This is a genomic window from Sneathiella aquimaris (assembly GCF_026409565.1).
Lineage (GTDB): Bacteria > Pseudomonadota > Alphaproteobacteria > Sneathiellales > Sneathiellaceae > Sneathiella > Sneathiella aquimaris.
This window is the reverse complement of record NZ_CP112881.1, coordinates 1,105,244-1,126,521: the sequence shown is the minus strand read 5'-3', so window position 1 is coordinate 1,126,521 and position 21,278 is coordinate 1,105,244. Positions and strand designations below refer to the sequence as shown.

The 21,278-nt window shown below is 48.5% G+C and carries 19 protein-coding genes; 6 read left to right on the top strand and 13 right to left on the bottom strand.

Features of this window, described 5'->3' with window-relative positions:
* Positions 1-74 precede the first annotated feature (74 nt).
* From OIR97_RS05115 to OIR97_RS05085, 7 genes are all read right to left on the bottom strand, one after another.
* Positions 75-1,382 carry a M16 family metallopeptidase gene (locus OIR97_RS05115; protein ID WP_169544516.1) on the bottom strand — a complete coding sequence of 436 codons (1,308 nt, stop codon included), beginning with the start codon at positions 1,380-1,382 and terminating at the stop codon, positions 75-77.
* A 16-nt stretch (positions 1,383-1,398) separates the two neighbouring features.
* Entirely contained in the window at positions 1,399-2,754 is a 1,356-nt protein-coding gene (locus OIR97_RS05110; RefSeq protein WP_169544515.1) for a M16 family metallopeptidase, read from the bottom strand.
* Between the two features lie 140 nt (positions 2,755-2,894).
* Positions 2,895-3,479 carry a DUF3035 domain-containing protein gene (locus tag OIR97_RS05105; protein ID WP_169544514.1) on the bottom strand — a complete coding sequence of 195 codons (585 nt, stop codon included), beginning with the start codon at positions 3,477-3,479 and terminating at the stop codon, positions 2,895-2,897.
* A gap of 17 nt (positions 3,480-3,496) precedes the next feature.
* Positions 3,497-3,982, bottom strand: a complete 486-nt coding sequence (gene lspA, locus OIR97_RS05100) for a signal peptidase II (RefSeq protein WP_169544513.1) — start codon at positions 3,980-3,982, stop codon at positions 3,497-3,499.
* Positions 3,983-3,992: 10 nt separating this feature from the next.
* Complete coding sequence (ileS, locus tag OIR97_RS05095; RefSeq protein ID WP_169544512.1) at positions 3,993-6,800, bottom strand: isoleucine--tRNA ligase; 2,808 nt, start codon at positions 6,798-6,800, stop codon at positions 3,993-3,995.
* A 266-nt stretch (positions 6,801-7,066) separates the two neighbouring features.
* Positions 7,067-8,056 carry a bifunctional riboflavin kinase/FAD synthetase gene (locus OIR97_RS05090; RefSeq protein ID WP_169544511.1) on the bottom strand — a complete coding sequence of 330 codons (990 nt, stop codon included), beginning with the start codon at positions 8,054-8,056 and terminating at the stop codon, positions 7,067-7,069.
* A gap of 36 nt (positions 8,057-8,092) precedes the next feature.
* Entirely contained in the window at positions 8,093-8,527 is a 435-nt protein-coding gene (locus OIR97_RS05085) for a MaoC family dehydratase (protein WP_169544510.1), read from the bottom strand.
* A 263-nt stretch (positions 8,528-8,790) separates the two neighbouring features.
* Here OIR97_RS05085 and OIR97_RS05080 point away from each other — a divergent pair, with 263 nt between their 5' ends.
* Together OIR97_RS05080 and OIR97_RS05075 are read left to right on the top strand one after the other, a co-directional pair.
* Positions 8,791-9,177: a response regulator gene (locus OIR97_RS05080; RefSeq protein WP_169544509.1), complete on the top strand. Its 387-nt coding sequence runs from the start codon at positions 8,791-8,793 to the stop codon at positions 9,175-9,177.
* Positions 9,177-9,830, top strand: coding sequence for a protein phosphatase CheZ (locus OIR97_RS05075; protein WP_169544508.1), 654 nt, complete (start codon positions 9,177-9,179; stop codon positions 9,828-9,830). The genes OIR97_RS05080 and OIR97_RS05075 overlap by 1 nt, the downstream gene beginning before the upstream one ends.
* A 50-nt stretch (positions 9,831-9,880) precedes the next feature.
* Here OIR97_RS05075 and OIR97_RS05070 read toward each other — a convergent pair whose 3' ends face one another.
* Together OIR97_RS05070 and OIR97_RS05065 are read right to left on the bottom strand one after the other, a co-directional pair.
* Positions 9,881-10,756 carry a TIGR01459 family HAD-type hydrolase gene (locus OIR97_RS05070; protein ID WP_169544507.1) on the bottom strand — a complete coding sequence of 292 codons (876 nt, stop codon included), beginning with the start codon at positions 10,754-10,756 and terminating at the stop codon, positions 9,881-9,883.
* Between the two features lie 74 nt (positions 10,757-10,830).
* On the bottom strand, positions 10,831-12,072 hold the full coding sequence (locus tag OIR97_RS05065; RefSeq protein WP_169544506.1) for an EAL domain-containing protein: 1,242 nt from the start codon (positions 12,070-12,072) through the stop codon (positions 10,831-10,833).
* A gap of 211 nt (positions 12,073-12,283) precedes the next feature.
* On the opposite strand from OIR97_RS05065, the gene OIR97_RS05060 reads away from it, so the two are divergent.
* The gene (locus OIR97_RS05060; RefSeq protein ID WP_169544505.1) at positions 12,284-13,123 is read left to right on the top strand and encodes an SDR family NAD(P)-dependent oxidoreductase; all 840 of its coding nucleotides are present in this window, start codon (positions 12,284-12,286) and stop codon (positions 13,121-13,123) included.
* A gap of 56 nt (positions 13,124-13,179) precedes the next feature.
* Here the strand turns inward: OIR97_RS05060 and OIR97_RS05055 are convergent, their stop codons facing one another.
* From OIR97_RS05055 to OIR97_RS05040, 4 genes are all read right to left on the bottom strand, one after another.
* The gene (locus tag OIR97_RS05055) at positions 13,180-14,133 is read right to left on the bottom strand and encodes an acetyl-CoA carboxylase carboxyltransferase subunit alpha (protein WP_169544504.1); all 954 of its coding nucleotides are present in this window, start codon (positions 14,131-14,133) and stop codon (positions 13,180-13,182) included.
* A gap of 126 nt (positions 14,134-14,259) precedes the next feature.
* Complete coding sequence (locus OIR97_RS05050; protein WP_169544503.1) at positions 14,260-15,240, bottom strand: HpcH/HpaI aldolase/citrate lyase family protein; 981 nt, start codon at positions 15,238-15,240, stop codon at positions 14,260-14,262.
* Positions 15,241-15,327: 87 nt separating this feature from the next.
* Positions 15,328-16,230: a site-specific tyrosine recombinase XerD gene (xerD, locus tag OIR97_RS05045; protein WP_219821660.1), complete on the bottom strand. Its 903-nt coding sequence runs from the start codon at positions 16,228-16,230 to the stop codon at positions 15,328-15,330.
* Positions 16,231-16,234: 4 nt separating this feature from the next.
* The gene (locus tag OIR97_RS05040) at positions 16,235-17,881 is read right to left on the bottom strand and encodes a hypothetical protein (RefSeq protein WP_169544502.1); all 1,647 of its coding nucleotides are present in this window, start codon (positions 17,879-17,881) and stop codon (positions 16,235-16,237) included.
* Between the two features lie 308 nt (positions 17,882-18,189).
* Here OIR97_RS05040 and OIR97_RS05035 point away from each other — a divergent pair, with 308 nt between their 5' ends.
* The 3 genes from OIR97_RS05035 to OIR97_RS05025 are packed head-to-tail and all read left to right on the top strand — an operon-like array spanning position 18,190 to position 21,252.
* The gene (locus OIR97_RS05035; protein ID WP_219821659.1) at positions 18,190-18,786 is read left to right on the top strand and encodes a shikimate kinase; all 597 of its coding nucleotides are present in this window, start codon (positions 18,190-18,192) and stop codon (positions 18,784-18,786) included.
* A 16-nt stretch (positions 18,787-18,802) separates the two neighbouring features.
* Positions 18,803-19,963, top strand: coding sequence for a 3-dehydroquinate synthase (gene aroB, locus OIR97_RS05030; protein ID WP_169544501.1), 1,161 nt, complete (start codon positions 18,803-18,805; stop codon positions 19,961-19,963).
* A gap of 11 nt (positions 19,964-19,974) precedes the next feature.
* Positions 19,975-21,252, top strand: coding sequence for an HlyC/CorC family transporter (locus tag OIR97_RS05025; RefSeq protein ID WP_169544500.1), 1,278 nt, complete (start codon positions 19,975-19,977; stop codon positions 21,250-21,252).
* Positions 21,253-21,278: the final 26 nt, after the last annotated feature.

Here is a 21,278-nt window from a genome sequence, read left to right as displayed (position 1 = left end):
CATCAAAAACTGGTGGTCAAACCCTATCAAATACAGTTAAAGCCACCCAACACTTTTTGTAGATTTTGAATAATTCAAAGACCTTTTGGTTTTCCAACAACAGCTATCAACAGATTATCAGGATCCATCAATTTATTGGCTACCCGTTTTATATCTTCCAAGGTTACTGCATTAATAAGCTTCGGCCGGTTTTGAAGATAATCGATGGGCAGGTCATGCAGTTGCATGCTGACCATGATATTGGCGATATTGGAGTTTGAAGACAAACGCAATGGAAAGGAACCGTTCAGATAGGTCTTTGCAGAGGCGAGCTCTTTTTCCGTCACACCATTTTCGCGGATCTTCCGAATTTCGGCCCTTACCAATGATATGGCTTCTCCGGCGGAAGCATTACTTGTCCCAAATCCGCCCAGTTGCAGCCCGGCTGACCGTAACGGATAAAGATAGCTGTAAATTGAATAAACCAGCCCGCGCTCTTCTCTGACTTCTTTGTTCAAACGGGACTCGAACCCACCGCCGCCCAGAATATAATTCAACACGTAGGCCGCGTAATAATCATCGTCATCTCTTAAAACACCTTGTCCACCAAAGACCACCACACTTTGCGGGATGTCCTGATCAATTACGATCACCCCTTTTTCAGTATTCGGGGCCGCAATCTCAGGCGTATTGATTTCAGCTTTTTTTGGAATGGGCAAAAACGTTTTATCAAGAAGAGTCATAAGTTCTTCTTTGGAAATATCTCCAATCACCGAGATAACCATATTGTCTCTTGCGATCTGACGTTTTTTGAAGTTTTTCAAATCATTAATGGTAATACGTTTAACGCTCTCCACCGTTCCGTCACTTGGAACAGCATATGGGTGTCCATCAAAAGCGGCTTCGAACCAGGCCCTGCCTGCAAGACTATTCGGATCTGAAAGCTTTCTGTTCAAGTTGACCAGAATCTGATTACGAATTCTTTCGACTGGCTCTTCGGCAAACTGAGGATCCGTAATCGCCAATCCAAACAGGCGGAAAGCTTCTTCACGGTTTTCGCGCAAGGTCTTCAAGCTCCCTTGAAAATTGTCCTTTGCCGCATCGAAACGCAATGAAATCGCCAAATCAGAAAGTCGCGTCTGAAAAGCACGGCTGTCCAGGTCACCCGCCCCTTCATCCATTGTAGAGGCCGCGAGACTGGCAAGGCCGGCTTTGTCTTTACCATCCAGACTTGCCCCGCCGCGCCAGACCACTTCCATACTGACAATCGGAATGGATTTTTCCTGAACAAACCAGGCTTTGATACCGCCCTTAGTTGTAACCTCCTGAATATCAGCGCTCAAAGCCGGGACTGGCAATAGACCAACAAGTATGACCAGGGCGGATAAAAACGATGTCTTCATTGAGAAAGTTCCCATGTTATTTACCCTCCGGCAGGAGATGTCCCACGACTGACTGTCGATCAACAAAAACCTTTTTCGCCGCCTGTTGTATCTGTTCGGCGGTCACCTGATTAATCTGTGCAGGCCAGTTGACAATATTATCCAGCGTCTCCCCACTGGCCAGCGCCCCACCAAAAATATTTGCGGCACCACTGATGCTGTCACGCGCGTAAATCGCCGCAGCAAGAAGTTGCTTCTTTGCGCGCGTGACTTCCTCTTCCGTCACACCGTTTTCAACAACATCTGCAACTATCACGGCGATTTTCTCTTCCAACTGTTCCAACTCAATACCGTTTGAAGGCACGCCATACAGCGTGAACCCGGACGGATCAAAAGAGCCTGCGCGATAGTAACTTCCAACTGACGCTGCTATTTTCTCATCAATCACCAGCCTGGAATAAAGCCGACTTGTTACGCCTCCGCCGAGAATTTCTGTTAGAACCTCTAAGGCGCGAACCTCACCCAGATCACCGGTGCGCGCACTCGGCGCCAAATACACCTGCCGCCAGGACGGCTCCCGCACCCGCTTATCCTTCATTACCAAAATCCGCTTGGCAAGTTGAGGGGGCTCTTGCAAACGCACTCTAGGTTCTATCTCGATGGGTTTAGCCGGGCCATAATATTTTCTTGCAAGGTCGAATACGTCATTCGCATCAACATCGCCCGCTACCACCAGAATTGCATTGTTCGGCGCATAGTGCTTTTTGTACCAGTTTATGGCATCCTGCGTTGTCAGCTGTTCTATCTCATGCCTCCAGCCAATCACCGGGATTCCATACGGGTGGGCCAAAAATTGCGCGGCACTCATTTGTTCGCCTAGCAAGGCGTTGGGATTGTTGTCCGTCCGCTGAGACCGTTCTTCCAAAACGACCTGCAATTCAGCCCCAACAGCGTCATCACTTAAAATCAGATTGGTCATCCGGTCCGCTTCCATTTCCATTAAAAGCGGCAATTTATCGACACTGGCATTTTGGTAATAAGCTGTATAGTCAGAGGAGGTAAATGCATTGTCCTGCCCACCATTTTGAGCAACGATTGCAGAGAACTGGCCAGATGGAATTTTCTTCGTGCCTTTGAACATCAAATGTTCAAGAAAATGGGCGATACCTGATTTCCCGGCAGGCTCGTCCGCCGAACCGGCCCGGTACCAAACCATGTGAGTCACAACAGGCGCGCGATGATCTTCGATCACCACTACATCCATCCCATTTTCAAGAGTAGTTGTTTTTGGTTCAAATAACGTTGGAATTTTGCCGGTATCTGCAAGTGCCGCAGATATCAATGCACCACTTAAAACGCAGAAAACGATAACTCTGGTAACGAGTTTTTTCATTCTGTTCAGGCTCCCTTTATCCTCTTCCTTCATTAAGGAGATGATGCAACGGATTGCAAGTGCAGAATGCAATTAATAGGGTAACGTTTTGATGAAAAGCACAGATTTCGGAATATCTCCTGTGCCTTGTTAATCAAAGCCTAGTCAAAAAGACCTTCAAGTAATGCCCGTTTACGCCGTTCGATGGTTGGGGTATCCCCGCCAGCTGACGGTGAGTTACCCAAAGCTGCATTTTCCTGAATTCGTTTCTTTTCCTGAACCGGATCAACAACGGATCCATATTTAGGTTGCGTTTGCCAGAACATGATCTTTTCGACCAATGTTTCATCATTTTCAGCAAGCGTTGATGTTTCCTGATCCACAACTTCGCGAATGGCTGGATCAACGACGTCCGCATCTGCTTTTCGCAACAACGCCAATTCACCGGCAGACGTTCCCGCGGCTGCGGCTTCTTCCTGTGTAATCACACCACTTGAAGAAGAACGCCCGAACAACGTATTTCGCGCATTTTCCTGTACTTTGAAATCCTGTGGTCCGCGCTGACCTGGAGACGGCGGACGCAAGGAAAAGTCAGGCGGAATAATCAATGGCGCCTTTGTCAGAACCGCGAATTCATCCGGGGCTTTTTTGCCATCAATCCCCAACGCCTGTCGCGTACCCTCACAGCCTGTCAGTACAACAGTGCTGAGAAGAAGACAAACTGTCATTCCCGATAATTTAGACATTTGAATACCCCCTTGGATTACGGGTCTTTTTTAGACGAATTTTCGTCAAAAAACAAGCTTTGCACCAACATAAGTAAAACACCGCCGACAATACACATATCGGCAATGTTAAAAGCAGGCCAACGCATAAAAATAAGGTCAACATCAAAAAAGTCAGCAACCCGCCCATAATGCAGACGATCAATGACATTCCCCAAGGCACCGCCCAGCACCAGACCAAGTGACAATCCAAGCAGTTTATCCTGGGTTCTTGCCATCCAAATGACCAACACCAGACAGATCAGCAAAGAAACACCGATCAAAATCCAGCGTGTCACCTCACCGCCTGCAAACATGCCAAAACTGACACCGCTGTTCCAAACCATAACCAGCCGGAAAAACGACGTCACATCGATCCCGTAGGGATGTGACGCCATGAATTCAACCATTTGAATTTTGAAGACCTGATCAATGGCAACACTAATGGTTGCCACAATCAGACCTAATCTCAACACTGGGTTCACTCGATATCCTTTATGTCGACAGGCTGCTCACAACATCTGCACACCGACCGCACAGATCGTCATGGTCTTGCTGTTTACCCACTTCGTCCAGCACCTTCCAGCAACGCTGGCATTTTTCACCTTGAGCTATCGCCGGAACAACCGCAACCCCGTCAACATCCTCCAAAGTGAAGGCATCTTCAGGAGCAGCATCCCGAACAAGCGTCAAGCCAGACGTAATACAGATATCATCAAGTGGCAAAGCTTCAAGGAGTGAATAGTAATCTTCGTTCACAAACACCGCTGGCGCCGCCTGCAAACTGGACCCAATTCTTTTTTCGCGGCGTTCAATTTCCAGCGCGCCTGTGACAACACGACGGAACGACCGGACCTGAGACCACTTTTCATCCAAGACCTCGTTGCGCCAACTTGCGGGGATGTCGGGGAACTGGTTCATATGAACACTGTAGTCTTCATCCGGGAAGCGGGCCTGCCAGGTTTCTTCAGCGGTGAAAACCAGAACCGGGGCCAACCAGGCAGTCAGACAATGGAACAATTGATCCAGAACAGTCCGAGCCGCGCGGCGGCGGACATCGTTCACACCATCGCAGTATAAAACGTCTTTTCTGATGTCGAAATAGAAGGCAGACAGTTCAAGGGTACAGAAATTCTGTACAGCCGAGAACATCCGGCTGAACTCATATTCATTGCAATTTTTGCGAACTTGCTCGTCCAGAACGGAAAGACGGTGAAGCACCCATTGCTCCAATTCCGGCATGTCTGCAACATCAACTTTTTCTGCATCATCCCAGTCCGCCAGATTACCAAGAATGAACCGCAGGGTGTTTCTCAGGCGACGATAACTGTCAACCTGGCCCTGAATAATTTCATTACCAATCCGCATGTCTTCGGTGTAATCAGACGCCACCACCCAAAGCCGCAGGATATCAGCGCCACTCTGCTTGATGATTTTCTCAGGAACAACGGTATTCCCCAATGACTTGGACATTTTCCGTCCTTTGCCATCCATCACAAAGCCATGCGTCAGAACGCCATCATACGGCGCACGTCCGCGAGTACCACAAGATTCCAAAAGAGAAGAATGGAACCATCCACGATGCTGGTCCGTGCCTTCCAGATACAGATCTGCAGGCCATTTCATCTCTGGACGGTTTTCCAGAGTAAAGGCATGGGTACTCCCTGAATCGAACCATACATCCAGAATATCCATGATCTGCTCGTAATCATCAGGATCATATTTGTCCCCGAGGAAACGGCTGGCATCAGAGGCAAACCATGCATCTGCACCTTCGGCTTCCATCGCATCAACGATCCGGCCGTTAACGTCTTCGTCGCGGATAATTTCGCCGGTTTCTTTATGCGCAAAAACCGTGATCGGCACACCCCACGCGCGTTGCCGTGACAGGACCCAGTCCGGCCGGCTTTCCACCATCGTATAAAGTCGGCGATGTCCTGATTTAGGATACCATTTGGTGTCGTCGATGGCCTTCAGGGCTTTCTTCCGCAAATCATTGGTTTCCATCGATACGAACCATTGGCTGGTATTTCTGAAAATCAACGGTGCTTTTGAACGCCATGAATGCGGGTAGGAGTGCTTGATTTTACCGCGTTTCAGCAATGCGCCCGCGGCTTGCAGCTCATCGGCCACATGGTCATTGCATTTATACACATGCTCCCCCGCAAACATCGGAACATGTTTGAAGAATGTACCATCTTCATCCACAGTCTGAGGGATTTCGATATTATGCTCTTTGCAGACCTCGAAATCTTCCTGACCATGGCCAGGGGCAGTGTGAACAAAGCCCGTACCGGCATCCACCGTAACATGATCACCATCCAGCAATGGTACGGGGAAATCATATCCTTGGCCCGCAAACGGGTGGCGGCAAATAACATCGGCAAACGCGGAGCCTTTACCTGTCCAAAATGTGTCTGTTTCCGTAATACCTGCTTCTGACTTCAAGTCTTCGAGCAAGGCCTCAGCCACGAAGAATTTTTCGCCAACCTTACCAAGGCTGTCTTCCGCAACCGCTGTCACCTGAACACCGACATAATCGATTTCAGCACCATAGGAAATGGCACGGTTACCGGGCATCGTCCATGGCGTGGTTGTCCAGATAACGATACTGGCGCCTTCCATGAAATCAGCCCTCTGCTCCACAGGGAAGCGAACATAGATCGTTGTCGAGACATGATCGTGATATTCGACCTCAGCCTCGGCCAGTGCCGTTTTTTCAACCGGGGACCACATAACCGGCTTAGAGCCGCGATACAACCCGCCGTTCATTGCAAATTTCAACAATTCACGAACAATTTGCGCTTCGGCATCAAAGCTCATGGTGATATAAGGATTTTCCCAGTCAGCGGTCACACCAAGGCGCTTAAACTCTTCGCGCTGAATATCGATCCATTCTGCAGCAAAGTCCCGGCATTCTTTGCGGAATTCAACAACAGGTACATCGTCCTTGTCTTTACCTGCTTTGCGGTATTTTTCCTCAATCTTCCATTCAATCGGCAAACCATGACAATCCCAACCGGGAACATAATGGGCATTTTTACCCTGCATCTGCTGGCTTCTATTGATGACATCTTTCAGGACTTTATTGACCGCATGTCCCATATGCAAATGACCATTTGCGTAGGGAGGGCCATCATGAAGAACAAACTGTTCCCGATCTTTCGATTGTTCGCGAAGTTTGCGGAACAAATCTATTTTTTCCCAGCGTTCCAGAATGGCGGGTTCTTTGTTGGGCAAACCGGCCTTCATTGGAAAGCTTGTTGTCGGGAGGAAAAGTGTTGATTTATAGTCAGTGCTCATAGGGGCAAACTGATCCTAACAGTAATCTATTATAACGAAGTGTGAGCGGGACAGTGGATCCCGAAAAGCGGCGTTCTGGCAAGAAACCGGCACAGCCAACATTACCCGACCTTATCCTTGAAAGGCCGGGACAATAATTCGGCAAAGTGTGCCACCAACGGGCAGGATGCCTATCCATATACGCTTTTTAAATTTCATGACGCTCGTTGTATCAATTCACAGATATACTGTCGAGATATCCTTTTACAGAATATGGCGCGAAACAATCAATTCTCTGCCGCATGATTGTTTTTATCCGCATATTTGGTTTGGCTGTTCGCAGGGTCGTTCAAAATCTGACGGGCGGATGCAACGTCCCGAATAATCTGCGCCTCCAATTCGTCAATGCCAGAGAACTTTTTCTCTTCGCGAATAAAGTCAACAAACGCAACACGGATTTTACGGCCATAGAGTGTTTCATTAAAATCCAGAAGGTGGACTTCCAAGAGAACGTCTTTCTTGTCAAATGTCGGTCGGTTCCCATAGTTGGCTACGCCATCCACCCAAGTGGTACTGCCCGCTTCATGTAGTCCGACACGCACCGCATAAACCCCTAACTTTGGCGGGTGGTAGTGGGTAATCGGTATGTTAGCGGTCGGAAACCCGATGGTCCGCCCGCGCTTATCCCCCTCAACGACCCGTCCTTCGACCTCCCACCAATGCCCCAGCAATTTGGCGGCCTTCAAGGGGTTCCCTTGTGCGAGACTTTCACGTATGGCGGTAGACGAGAAAATTACGGTCTCTTCACCCACCGGCTCGACAACCGTTACGCCAAAGCCAAATTGACGCCCAAGTTCAGCGAGCAGAACCGTCGTCCCCTGACGCTTATGCCCAAAAATAAAATCGTATCCGACAACAACGTGGGACACGCCGAAACCGTCAACAAGCACATCCTTGACAAACCGTTCTGCTGATTTTTGGGAAAATTCCAGATCAAACTTCAAAGCAACCATCACGTCGACTTTAAGCCAGTTCAGATGGGCCGCTTTCGTTTCCAGATTCGACAAACGAAAGGGAGGGGCATCCGGTGCAAAAAACTCGCGTGAATGCGGCTCAAACGTCAGAACGCCTGACAAAACGCCTTTTTCTTTGGCTTTTTCCTGAGCCTGCGCGATCACGGACTGGTGGCCACGGTGGACGCCATCAAAATTTCCAATAGCCAGAACCAGACCTTTAACGTCTGGCGGCACATCCGTATATTTTCGCATTACGCGCATTCCAAAACTCCAGCTTAGCTTTACATTTTTTTATTATTATTCAGGGCGCTTTGATACCATCAGCGTTGCCTCGCCATCAAGAACGACCGTATCGCCAATAGAACATTTACAATCAAACGACACCCGTTTCCCATTGATTTCTCGCAAAGTAACCTCAGCCACCACAGTGTCTCCGATGCAGACCGGCGCTTTAAAATTCAAGTTCTGGTTCATATAGATAGCACCCGGTCCCGGCAACTTGGTCCCAAAAATCGTCGACAGAAAACTTGCTGAAAGCATACCGTGAGCAATTCGCTCTTTAAACATGGTCTGCGCTGCAAACTCGGCATTTAAATGCACGGGATTTGTATCGCCTGAAACACCGGAGAAAAGAATAATATCAGCCTCGGTAACTGTTTTGGCATATTGAGCCTGCATTCCGACCGACAAATCTTCTAAAAAATACCCATGCAACTCTTCATACAATGACATGTTTCACCCCGGATTTATTTTATTTTGCGCTGCGATATATAAGACTTCTTTTAGTATTAGGGCAAGAAATACTGCGCCAAAAACAGGATTCCCAAGCCCTCCAGCGAGCCGACAGAAAAAAATTAGCAAGAAATTTTATCGATCAGGCACGACATTAACCATTTTTTTAGTTTCCCTTCGTAAATTTGCCTGCATGGAGATGGCAATGTGCTTGCCGTTTTTGAAACGATTTAGAAGAAGCTTTATTTAAAGAGGGTATTTCTATGGCTGTCGACATGAACATGCCGATCCTGATCATCGATGACTACAAGACTATGCTGCGGATCATTCGTAACCTGCTCAAGCAATTAGGCTTTGACAATGTTGATGAAGCTGCGGACGGCTCTGCTGCGCTTACAAAAATGCGCGGACGTTCCTATGGTCTTGTGATCTCAGACTGGAACATGGAACCGATGACCGGGTTTGAACTGCTGAAAGAAGTCCGCGCTGACGAAGCGCTGAAAGCGACTCCGTTCATTATGATCACCGCAGAATCCAAAACAGAAAACGTTATCGCCGCTAAAAAAGCAGGGGTGAATAATTATATTGTTAAGCCATTCAACGCAGCGACCCTAAAGACGAAGATGGCGAGCGTCATAGGCGATTTCTAATGGCCGGAAATGACGAAGTCGCCGTACTTAGAGCTGAAATTGCTCACCTGCACAAAGATTGTCAGGATCTTGTAGACTTTATTGTATCTGCGAGATCAGAGATTTCCCAGATTCGCCCGAACGATCTGAAATCTGACAAACTCCCTCGTGCCGGGAAGGAATTAGATGCCATTGTGTTGGCGACTGAGTCTGCGACGGATACGATAATGTCTGCCGCTGAACGGATTATGTCCGCTGGTGTTGTAGAAGCCAACGTTGTCAACGATGCTTGCATGGAGATCTTTGAAGCGTGTTCGTTTCAAGATATTACCGGGCAACGAATTAGCAAAGTCGTTTCAACGCTTGAATATATTGAACAGTATCTGGACCGCCTGACCACTGCGTGGGGCCATCGTAAGGATGCGCCGCCAGAGGAAACCCCGCCTAGCGAGGAGCAGGATGAGGAGTCAGGGTTATTAAATGGTCCTGCCTTAGCCGGCGAAGGTATTGATCAGCAATATGTTGACGATATGTTTGGCGACACAGCGTCCGATGCCTCTGAAGAAAATGCCGACGGCCCGGAAAAGAAAGCGGCGCCATCGGAAAAACCTAAAAAAGCTTCTTCAGGCGACGAAAATATCGATCAGGACGATATTGACGCTCTGTTTAATTAGCCACTAAAGATACAAACGAAAAAGCCACCTCAAGCGGGTGGCTTTTTTTGTTACCATGTCATGTGACCGACAACATAGGTCGGGGAAAAGCCATGTAGATCAACCAGCGCTTTCACCTGCCCGTCAGTTGGGCACCCACCGTCTGTTAGCCCCCACTCTTCCGCATGAATCCCCCCGCTGCAAAGAACGCAATCAATCTGCATGCCATTGGCTCCCTTGATATCCGTTCGCATACTATCCCCAACAGCCAAAATCTTTGACGGATCAGAGACCCCCAGCTTTTGCATTGATTGCTCATAAGCGTTGGCGTAAGGCTTTCCAAATAAGGTCACCTGTCCGCCCAACTCTTCATACAATGCCGCAAGGGCACCAGCGCAATACAGCATCCTGTCCCCCTTCATAACAGTCAGATCAGGATTGGCACACAGCATTGGTAAATTCAAACGCGCCGCTTCTGCCAGTAGAGCACGATAATTTTCCGGTGTTTCAACATCATCATGGGCAAGCCCCGTACAAATCAGGAAGTCCGCCTGCGCTACGTTAAAAACACGGGTATAATCAAGGCCGTCATCCAGACCACGATCCTTATCCGCACCAAACTGATAGAACTTCAAATTCTCTTTTTTCAAATAATCAAACCGCCGGTCTGTCAACACTTCGCGCGTGAGGTCGCCAGATGTCAGGATTTGATCATAAAAGGACCGAGAGACCCCCAGGGTCTCCAGAAAATTTTCTACGAAGCCGTTTGTTCGCGGAGCATTTGATAACAGCAGAAGTGGCTTTCCGTTCGCCCGCAATTGCTGCATGCAATTCAATGCGCCCGGATAAGGTCGGGTTCCATCATGTACAACCCCCCACAAATCAAGAATATAGGCATCATACTGATCTGCGATCTGCGCTAGGCCAGGCATAAACTGAAAGGACATACCAACTCCAACTTTTGGCATTAAAAGAGGAATGCAGGAATAACGATCTGCATTACAGGGGTCAAATGAAGATTTTAATCCTGCGCGTCCGTTACCTGATCAGTTGAGCGCTGTGGCGGACGCGGGACTCCGAATAAATACCCCTGCCCAAAAGCAACCTCGACATCCAACAGACCAATGACGGTGTCTTCATCTTCTACCATGCTGGCAATCAACTCGATCTTCGCCCGCGCCAACGCTTCTTGCAGATCTTCCAGATGAATATTAATTGGCAGGCCATCGCTGCCGGGCAATAAGTCAGCCGCAGCAACTTTCAGATACCTGAAATTATCCTCGCCCAGTTTTTTAAAGTCCAGATCCAGCCGGGTAATTCTGTCCATCGAGAACTTAAACCCCATCTCAGCCAGCATTTTCAGCCCACCCTCCAACTCGGGAATTGTGTTTTCCACATCCTCCTGAGAAAATTCCAGAATGAGGTTTTTATTCAAGTCACTGTTTCTGTCCAGAAATTCAACAAACTGATGAAAAAAAGCTGTATCGCGCAACGTTCTTGCCGATACGTTCACGAAAAAAGCGACTTCACTATTACGGTGCCGAATTCGACGGATTAACTGTACACACCGAATGAGCAGCAGGTTATCGATCGTTCCGATAAAACCTGCATCCTCTGCAATGGGTAAATACTGACCCGGTGTGATTATTTCTCCATTTTCGCCGCGAATACGGGAAAAGGCCTCATAGAAATGGGTCCGGCGCTGAGGAAGTCGCACAATCGGCTGTAGATATAAATCAACCCGATTGTCCTGAAGACCAGAACGAACAATTTCAAGAATCTCATGTTTATCCGGACCTGCCTGCTCTGCCTTTCCGTTTGATGCAAATAAGGGCGGCCGGACCGGTGCCGATACGTCCCCCCGAACTTGACTTGCCAAGGGCTGTTTACTGGTTGAAATTTTGTCTTTCTTCATTTCGGTGGACAGCTGGTTTAGAAGTTTTCGCAACATCTTCATTTCATCAGCGAAGCCGTCCATGTCGGCGTCATCCCCGGCCAACCCCCCAAGAATATTTTCAAAGCGCGCCAAACCGAACTCAGCATCGGCGACATGCTGCCGAAGGTTCTGAATATCCCGCTTCATCTGTGCGCGCTCTACTTTGCGGTTAATGAAATCATGAAGAAATGCACAAACGAGGAAGAAACCCCCGCCAACATAATAACTGATTATGGGATCAATATTCGGCATATAGGTGGGCAATTGCCGCGCAATAACAGCGCCTGTCAAAGCATAGGCAGCAATAATCACCAAATGATAAAGCACAACTCGACCCCCCTCACGGTCCCTACTGGATTTTCTACTATACCTAATTCCGCTAGACTTCCCAAATCAAGAAATATCTTATTTTGAAAGGCGATTGATCTGTATGGTTTTTTGCCAACGTAATTGATTTATATAAAACTTTTTGCTTCTCTATCGCCCGTCTTTTCCACTACTCTACTACGGGATAATAAGTAACAACAAGGACTAACCCATGGGTAAACTAGACGGTAAATTCGCCCTAATTACTGGGGGCACAAGCGGGATTGGATTGCGCTCTGTCGAGATTTTCATTGAAGAGGGCGCAACAGTTGCCTTTTCAGGCCGGCGCGAAAAAGAAGGGACAGAGATCGCTGAACGTTTGGGTGAGCACGCCCATTTTATTCGTGCCGATGTGTCTGTTGAAAAAGACGTTGAAAACATGATCCAGGAAACGGTGAGCAGGTTCGGCCGGATCGATGCATTGTTTAACAATGCTGGGGGCCCCGCACCCGTTGGAAGCATCGAAACCGTTGATTATGAAAAATCAATGCAGGCAATGTCTGTGCTTTTCGGCGGCGTAATGCTGGGGATCAAGCATGTGGCCCCGATCATGAAAAAACAGGGTTCGGGCAGCATCATCAATAATGCCAGCATCGCAGGGCATCTTGCGGGGTATTCCACCTCCATGGTTTACAGTGCGGCTAAATCTGCGGTTCTGCAACTGACCCGAAGTGCTGCAATGGAGTTAGGCGAAAATAATATCCGTGTAAACTCCATATCGCCCGGCGCAACGGCAACCGGCATTTTTGGTAAAGCCCTTGGTCTGGAAGGCAAAGCCGCCGAAGAGACAGCAGATGTCGCCGCGGATATTCTTAGAACAGCCCAGCCGATCCCACGAGCAGGCCTACCAGAAGACATCGCGCGGGCGGCAGTCTTCTTTGCTTCGGACGATAGTTCGTTCGTTAATGCCGCTGACCTGATTGTCGATGGGGGCATGATTGGCGGTCGCCACTGGTCGACACATCAGGCATCGGTCCAACAATTGGGTGCAGCGTTTAAAAGCAAACTGTAAGACATTAAAAAAGGAGGCTTTATTAGCCTCCTTTTCTTCAATCTGATGCGGATCGCTTAATCTTCCAATCGACCGATCGCAAGAAATTTGCGGCGACGCTCTTCTCTTAAAGTACCGGGCTCTCGGTCCAGCAAGTCGTTCAATTCCTCCTGGATCGCGTCCCCCAAAATATCAATTGCTGCTGTAATATCCCGCTGTGCGCCCCCTAAAGGCTCTTCAACAATCCGGTCTATCACTTTAAGGCGCAGTAGATCCTGAGCCGTAATCTTCATAGCTGTCGCGGCATCCTCAGCCCGGTCGCGGGTTTTCCATAGAATAGCCGCACAGCCCTCCGGTGAAATAACAGCATAAATCGCATTTTCAAGCATCAAGACCCGGTTTGCAGTCGCCAAGGCAACCGCGCCACCCGATCCGCCTTCGCCCACAATAGACGCAATGACCGGAACCCGGATATCAAGGCTCACCTGAATGGCTCGGGCGATCGCCTCGGCCTGTCCACGCTCTTCCGCGCCGATGCCGGGATAAGCCCCAGAAGTATCAACAAAGGTAAGAATAGGAATGCCAAATTGATCGGCAAGCTTCATAAGGCGCTGGGTTTTCCGATATCCTTCAGGGCGGGCCATACCGAAATTATGGTGCAACCGGGATTCAAGATCGCACCCCTTTTCAGTACCGATCACCATCACCGTTTGACCTCGGAAACGACCTAACCCACCAACAATCGCGTGATCTTCGGCAAAGTTCCGATCGCCAGACAGCGGCGTAAAACCTTCGATCAGCCGATGGGTGATATCTTTGAGTTTCGGACGATCCACATGGCGAGCGACCTGGGTCTTCTGCCAAGGAGTGAGTTTGGAATATGTGTTTTTTAAGAGTTGGCTTGCTTTTTGACGCAGCTTATCAACATCTTCATTGATTTCGAGATCGCTCCCATTGTCCAGACCCTCAAGATCCCTGATCTTTCCTTCAAGGTCAGCAATCGGTTTTTCGAAATCAAGAAAGTTGTTCATTATCAAACTCTGGTAAAATTAGCATTTCAGGACAATGAGTAATAAATTGGCGCAACGGTTACGTCAATAAACCGTTGCGCCCTTATTTAAGAACAGATGGGGAAAAACCCAACCTTTCTTTTTATTTTATTTGCGTGACGCAATGATATCAGCCTGCGTAACAAGAGCCTCAGCCTGCTTTATAGAGGCAATGTCGATCAATCCGCCATCCAGCGCGACTGCACCTGTGCCCTCTGCCTGCGCCTTTTCCATGGCTTCGAGAATGCGGCGTGCTTTCGCAACTTCCTGCTCGTCAGGTGTAAAAATCTCGTTGGCTAAAGGAATCTGACTTGGGTGAATGGCCCATTTTCCTTCGCACCCAAGAATGGCTGCACGATTACCATGCGCTCTATATCCATCCGGGTCAGAGAAATCACCAAAAGGACCATCGATCGCCCGAAGCCCATTGGCCCGCGCCGCAACAACCATGCGTGCAATCGCATAATGCCACATATCGCCCCAGTGATAGTCACGGGACCCGTCGTCCGCTGGATCTGTCAAAACACCATAAAGCGGGTTTGGTCCACCGATAGACGTTGTCCGTGCTTTTGTAGAAGCTGCATAGTCTGCCACACCGAAGTGAAGGCTTTCGTTCCGTTTGCTGGCCGCAGCAATCTCATGAATATTCTGCATACCCAAAGCTGTTTCGATAATCAGTTCAAAGCCAACTTTTTTCTTGCGGCCAACTGACGTTTCAACCTGTGTTGCCAGCATATCCAGCGCATAAATGTCCGAAGCGGTACCGACCTTGGGAATCATGATCAGATCGAGGCGTTCTCCGCCTTTTTCAAGGATATCAATCACATCTCGGTACATATAATGAGTATCCAGGCCATTAATACGCACTGAGATGACTTTGTCCCCCCAATCCACGTCGTTCAGGGCTTCAATAATATTCTTCCGGGCTTTTTCTTTGTCACTTGGTGCGACGGCATCTTCCAGATCCAGAAAAATGGCATCCGCATCTGACTTGGCTGCTTTTTCAAAAAACTTTGGACTGGAGCCGGGAACAGCCAACTCACATCGGTTGAGCCGAGACGGACATAATTCGGGAATAGTGAAACTCATAGCAGATCCTCACCTAAAGGCTTTTCTGTTGTTGTTATGCAAGAAAATTGCTGCAACTGCGTAGTAGAGTCAAGTTTTACCAAAAAATTATTTTGCATCTGCGAGCGGATGATGGCTTTGCACAAGCTCAATCATGCGCTCTTGCAGAACATGGGTATAAATCTGGGTTGTTGAAATATCGGCGTGCCCCAGCATCTTTTGCAACGATCTCAAATCCGCGCCATTGGCCAGCAAATGACTTGCAAATGCATGGCGAAGCGCATGCGGGGAAACTCGCAAAGGTGAGATATCTGTTCGCGTCGCCAGTTTTTTCAGCATCTGCGCAAATCGCTGCCGCGTCAGATGTCCTTGTTTACTTCTCGAGGGGAACAGAAACTTCGAATAGCTCCCTTGCGGGCAATAATTCTTCCGAACTTTTATATAGTCTGACAGTGCCGCCTTGGCCGCTGCGTTGACAGGAACAAGTCGCTCCTTGTTGCCCTTGCCCCTGACAATCAAAAAATTATCTTCATCCGCCATTGGCGGGAACGGCAGCGTCACCAGTTCCGTTACCCGCATCCCGGTTGCATAAAGTAAATGCAGCAATGCCTTTAGCCGAATACTGTCTTCGATTTCTTCTTCAACAGCGTCAAATAACCGATCCACTTCAGAAACGGTCAGATGCTGAGGCAATTTTCGTTGCGTCCGCGGCGCATCAACATTCATTGCCGGGTTATCTGTTCGGATATCATCTAACAAAAGAAAGGCGAAAAATTGCTTCACAGCACTTAACCGGCGTGCCTGAGTGGCCGAGCTTAGACCCTGTTGATCGAGTGTTTGAATAAAATTACTGATATCCTGCTGCTCAACGTTCAGGCAGTCTTTACCAATTGTCGCAAGATATTGATCGAGCTCCCGTAAATCACGCAGATAACCATCGACCGTGTTGGGTGACGCATTCCGCTCCAGCACCAGCATCTCAATAAATTTTTCATGTAGATGCCCGTGCAAACCGTTATAGCTCCTTCGAAATAGCAGCCTCAAGAACCAAACGTCTTGCTTCTTTTTCAAGACCAACCTTTAAAAGTGCCGATGTCACGGCAACCATGGTGGTGGTTGTAACCTCCGACGGGCCCTTATCTTCCATCGCCAAAAGGGCAAGTGCCACTGTTTCTCCTACCCTGTTCTCCGATGCTGCTGCCACTAGATTACGTTCAAGTCCGTGGTTGCTATAGGCATCGGCAAGAGGCAACGGCAGCAAGAGAAGAGATTCCCAGTCTGCCGATGAAATCGGATAGCCCAGTACTTCCATCAAAGAAACAAGAAAGGTTGCTTTTTCGCCCTGATCAGGCAGATCCCGCGTCGCGTTCAACCAAGCGGCAAAACTACGATTGTTCCATCGGGCAATTCCCTGGATACCTGAAAGCAGAATATAGCTATCGAGCCGAAGAACATTTTTACGCCCTTGCAACCGTTCAGTATTTGAACCCTGAGAAGCCCCTCTTCTGATTACTCTTTCCCATTCCGCCGCCCGAACTTCTTCGCCAAAAAGAAGAAAAACCTGAACGGCGGTAAGATCAAACTCAAAGCCATAGGTGGTTGGGGGAATTGTTTTCAAAGCATCCATGCTCTTTGCACTGATCGCGACAAAATCACCATTTACCCGCGCAGAATTCCAAAGCTCATTCAGGATCTCGACTTTGGCCTCAGCTACCGTCGCACCCGCCAAGCGGTCAAAGATAGCTTGATATGCCTGTTCAGTATTATTCTCCGGTTCTTCAATTTTGGCTGCCGTCGCCATGGCGATATGCAGTGCATCCGCGCCTTCCAAAGTCAGCCCCTTTGGGAGCGTTCCGCTCGCTAATGCGGAAAACAAAGAAAAGAAAAGAGGATCATCGATCCCTCTTTCCTCCAACAGGGCAACAGACAATTCGGCCTTATCCAGCGCACCCGCCGTGATCAGACAGAAACTATCCAGTTTGGCCCAAAACACATCGACATCACCTCTTTGGGTCAGTTCACTGGCCAAAGTACAGCTTTTTGATAGATCTCCAGACAGCAGGGATGCTTCTGCTACATGTTTCTTTGCCGCCAAAGGAAGGTCTTCCTGCTGGATCCGCCCCGCAAGGGCAAGAGCGTCCGCATGCATTCCGGCCTCGACCAACTTGTTCAGACGAATTGTCACGATACCGCTGGTTGCTGGATCATTAGCGTTCAATGCGGCTCCCGTGAGCAGCAACCGCCGATAAAGGTCTTTTGCTGCAGGAGATTCGACTGAAGAGGGCAAACGAGACAGTAACGCCGCCACTCGTCGCGGCGGGCTCCCATCCCACATCCGGTTTCCAAGTCCCCCTTGCTCAACACCTAATGTCCCGGCCGATCCGGGCCCCAATGCGTCCAGAGTTTCGATCACAAGAGTACCATCCCCTTTGGTTCTTCTTTCAGAGGAGATCTTATTTGAAGGATTTGTGCCTGTTCCCGGTAAAAGTATGGATGGCGTCTCACGGGAGCCGGCTTTTTTATTATCGTTCTGGCCGGCCGAAAAATCCGGCACAAGACTTCGCGGTTTTTCCTGTGATTTCAGATCCGCGGCGTACAAAAAAGGGGCCATTCCAAATATGGCAAAGGCCAGTGCCGCCCGCTTACTTCGGGAACTGGTCATTTGGAATTACCCTTTCCACCGGTACGGTAGGCGCAGGAATATCCCACGCCGACAGGAATACACCACCGCCCACAACAATGGCGGTTATCAAAAAGAGAAGAAAGAGTGAAAATTTTGACATCTTTCGTTACTATACCCCTGTTTTTTCAGCTGGAACCCGATATCGAGCTGCAATAACCTTGCTATTTGATTTGCTATGCTGCGATTATGGCATAAGTTTGGCTAAAACAACTAGCATGCCTTATTGATTTACATCAACTGCCTTACATACCATATGTACAGTCGGTTGATAAAATGTGAAATGTGAAATGATGACAAGTGAACGTGACGCCCCAGTGGAAACTGTAGACATTAAGGGTGATCGCAGCGAAAAAAACATAGGGAATAAGACCATCGTACTGGTCGGTCTAATGGGGGCCGGAAAAAGTTCTGTTGGTCGGCGTTTGGCACACCAGCTAGGCCTTCCTTTTAAGGATGCGGATACCGAAATTGAAGCCGCCTCAAATTTAAGTATCCCCGAGTTTTTTGAGAAACATGGCGAGGCCGCCTTTCGGGACGGCGAACGTAAAGTAATTTCCAGGCTGCTCGAAGGCCCCCAACATGTCCTTGCAACCGGGGGCGGGGCTTATATGGATAAGGAAACTCAGGCACTGATCTCAAAATATGCATGCTCGGTCTGGCTGAGGGCAGATCTGGATACTTTGTACAAACGGTGTATGAAAAGAAATACGCGCCCTTTACTGAAAACCGGCAATCCACGGACGATTCTTAAAGATCTGATGGATAAACGGTATCCTGTTTACGGTGGGGCAGACATAACGGTTGAAAGCGCAGATGGACCGCATGAGCATGTGGTTAATCGGATCATCAGTGCGCTGGAAAACAGACATTCCAATCACCTTTAATTTAAAGAAATAGAAAATGACTTCTCCAGCGTCCAGTATCCATCAGCCGGTAAAAGACGAGCGCGTCTCAGTAGACTTGGGTGAACGGTCCTATAATATTGTGATCGGCGGAAACCTGTTGGACCGTTCAGGACCACTTATCTCAGAAGTGCTTCGAAAAAAAAGAGTAGCCATCATAACCGATGAAACGGTTGGCCCTCTTCACTTGCACCGCCTTCAAAAAACGCTTGAGGCAGAAGGTATAGAACAGGTCAGCATTACGCTACCGGCAGGCGAACAAACGAAAGACCTCAAATTTTTTGGGGACTTGCTGGATAGATTACTGGAAGCCCGGATCGGGCGGGACGAATGCCTGATTGCTTTCGGCGGCGGTGTCATCGGTGATTTGACAGGGTTTGCAGCTTCCGCCCTTCGGCGAGGGGTCGACTTCATACAAATACCAACAACCCTTTTATCCCAAGTAGACAGTTCCGTCGGTGGTAAAACCGGCGTAAACTCCCGTCATGGCAAAAATCTAATCGGTGCGTTTTATCAACCAAAACTTGTCGTTGCAGATGTGTCTCTGCTGGATAGTCTTCCACAACGAGACCTTCTCGCAGGATACGCAGAGGTTGTGAAATATGGACTTCTTGGGGATTTCGATTTCTATAACTGGCTTGAACAATACGGCCCGGCGATCATCGAAGGGGAAATTTCTGCCCGTATTCATGCTGTAAAAACAAGCGTTCAAACAAAAGCTGATATTGTCGCAGCAGATGAAAAGGAAAGCGGTGTCCGCGCCTTGCTTAATCTTGGTCATACCTTTGGTCATGCCCTTGAGGCAGAAACCGGGTACGGCCCAAGCCTGGTCCATGGTGAAGGCGTAGCTGTGGGAATGCTCATGGCAATGGATCTTTCCGCGAAAATGGGTTTAATGACCTGGCAGGATTGCGAACGTGTGAAGGCGCACTATCAGAAAACCGGATTACTGAGCGAACTGCCCGCAATCGAGGGCGTGGTCTGGAATGCCAAAAAACTTCTCGCGCACATGTATCAAGACAAGAAAGTCGACAAAGGAAAGCTCACCTTTATTCTGATGAAATCAATTGGTGCCGCCTTTACGACACAAGACGTAAACGAAGACGATATTTTGGACATTCTTGACAGCTATGTCCGATCCCATACGGAAAGGAATTAAGGAAAAGTTCCATGGATTTGGAAATTTTATTGCAAATTGGTGCGATTGCGTTGCTTCTGTTTCTCTCCGGATTTTTCTCAGGATCAGAAACGGCCTTAACTGCGGCCTCTCGTGCCCGGCTCCACCAAATGGAACAGGCCGGCGATGCCCGGGCCTCTATTGTTAATCAACTTCGCTTGAAACACACGAAACTCATCAGTGCAATTCTGCTGGGAAATAATCTGGTTAACATTCTGGCATCCGCCATCGCTACCAGTTTACTGATCTCGCTATTTGGTGACATTGGTGTTGCCTATGCGACATTGATCATGACAGCGATGGTGTTGATTTTTGCGGAGGTTCTACCAAAAACCTATGCCCTCCGTCGTCCGATTAGAGTGGCCCGTTTTGTCGCGCCCATTCTTCGTCCAGCAGTTTTTATCCTGTCGCCGTTTGTTTTGGGTGTGAACGCTGTTGTCGATGTCACGCTGCGAATGTTTGGTGTTGGTCGTCAGGAAGACCATCCGGATTCTTTAACAGATGTTGCCCAGGATGAACTAAGAGGCGCGATCGATCTGCATTCTGAAGATGCGGGTGTCATCATGCACGAAAAATACATGCTCGACACCATTTTGGATATGGATGAGGTGGAGCTCAGTGAAATCATGATCCACCGCAAGAACGTTGAGACAGTTGATGCCTCAAGACCAATTTCAGAAATAATTGATCACGTTCTGACCAGTCCTTATACCCGAATTCCACTGTGGCGCGAAGATCCGGAAAATATCGTCGGTGTTATTCATGCTAAAGATCTGTTGCGCGCAGTCATTCCGCTGCATGGTGACTATGAAGGTTTGAAAATCGAAGACATATCATCAGAGCCTTATTTCGTTCCCGAAACCACGACCTTGCGCAACCAGCTGAACTCCTTTTTGGAACGTCAGGCGCATTTTGCCCTTGTAGTGGATGAGTATGGTGCCTTGATGGGGCTGGTCACGCTTGAGGATATTCTTGAAGAAATTGTCGGTGAAATTTCCGATGAGCATGATATCGACGTTGCCGGCGTAAAAATCATCCGGGAGGATCAAATCATTACGCAAGGCTCTGTTACTATTCGGGACCTCAATCGTAAATGCAATTGGTCCTTGCCCGATGAAGAAGCGGCAACAATCGCAGGGCTTGTCATACATGAGGCCAAGATCATTCCCGATGTCGGTCAGGCTTTCACCTATTTTGGATTTAAGTTCGATATTCTAAAGAAGGAAAGAAATCAAATAACTGAGTTGAGAATTACTAAATTGCCAGTATAAATACATAAACAATCCTCAGTCTATCC

Excerpts from the sequence above, each read along its gene's own strand:
- OIR97_RS05115 (WP_169544516.1), bottom strand. The coding sequence starts at position 1,382 with ATGAAGACATCGTTTTTATCCGCCCTGGTCATACTTGTTGGTCTATTG.
- OIR97_RS05110 (WP_169544515.1), bottom strand. The coding sequence starts at position 2,754 with ATGAAAAAACTCGTTACCAGAGTTATCGTTTTCTGCGTTTTAAGTGGT.
- OIR97_RS05105 (WP_169544514.1), bottom strand. The coding sequence starts at position 3,479 with ATGTCTAAATTATCGGGAATGACAGTTTGTCTTCTTCTCAGCACTGTT.
- ileS (WP_169544512.1), bottom strand. The coding sequence starts at position 6,800 with ATGAGCACTGACTATAAATCAACACTTTTCCTCCCGACAACAAGCTTT.
- OIR97_RS05090 (WP_169544511.1), bottom strand. The coding sequence starts at position 8,056 with ATGCGCGTAATGCGAAAATATACGGATGTGCCGCCAGACGTTAAAGGT.
- OIR97_RS05085 (WP_169544510.1), bottom strand. The coding sequence starts at position 8,527 with ATGTCATTGTATGAAGAGTTGCATGGGTATTTTTTAGAAGATTTGTCG.
- OIR97_RS05080 (WP_169544509.1), top strand. The coding sequence starts at position 8,791 with ATGGCTGTCGACATGAACATGCCGATCCTGATCATCGATGACTACAAG.
- OIR97_RS05075 (WP_169544508.1), top strand. The coding sequence starts at position 9,177 with ATGGCCGGAAATGACGAAGTCGCCGTACTTAGAGCTGAAATTGCTCAC.
- OIR97_RS05070 (WP_169544507.1), bottom strand. The coding sequence starts at position 10,756 with ATGTCCTTTCAGTTTATGCCTGGCCTAGCGCAGATCGCAGATCAGTAT.
- OIR97_RS05060 (WP_169544505.1), top strand. The coding sequence starts at position 12,284 with ATGGGTAAACTAGACGGTAAATTCGCCCTAATTACTGGGGGCACAAGC.
- OIR97_RS05055 (WP_169544504.1), bottom strand. The coding sequence starts at position 14,133 with ATGAACAACTTTCTTGATTTCGAAAAACCGATTGCTGACCTTGAAGGA.
- OIR97_RS05050 (WP_169544503.1), bottom strand. The coding sequence starts at position 15,240 with ATGAGTTTCACTATTCCCGAATTATGTCCGTCTCGGCTCAACCGATGT.
- OIR97_RS05040 (WP_169544502.1), bottom strand. The coding sequence starts at position 17,881 with ATGACCAGTTCCCGAAGTAAGCGGGCGGCACTGGCCTTTGCCATATTT.
- OIR97_RS05035 (WP_219821659.1), top strand. The coding sequence starts at position 18,190 with ATGATGACAAGTGAACGTGACGCCCCAGTGGAAACTGTAGACATTAAG.
- aroB (WP_169544501.1), top strand. The coding sequence starts at position 18,803 with ATGACTTCTCCAGCGTCCAGTATCCATCAGCCGGTAAAAGACGAGCGC.
- OIR97_RS05025 (WP_169544500.1), top strand. The coding sequence starts at position 19,975 with ATGGATTTGGAAATTTTATTGCAAATTGGTGCGATTGCGTTGCTTCTG.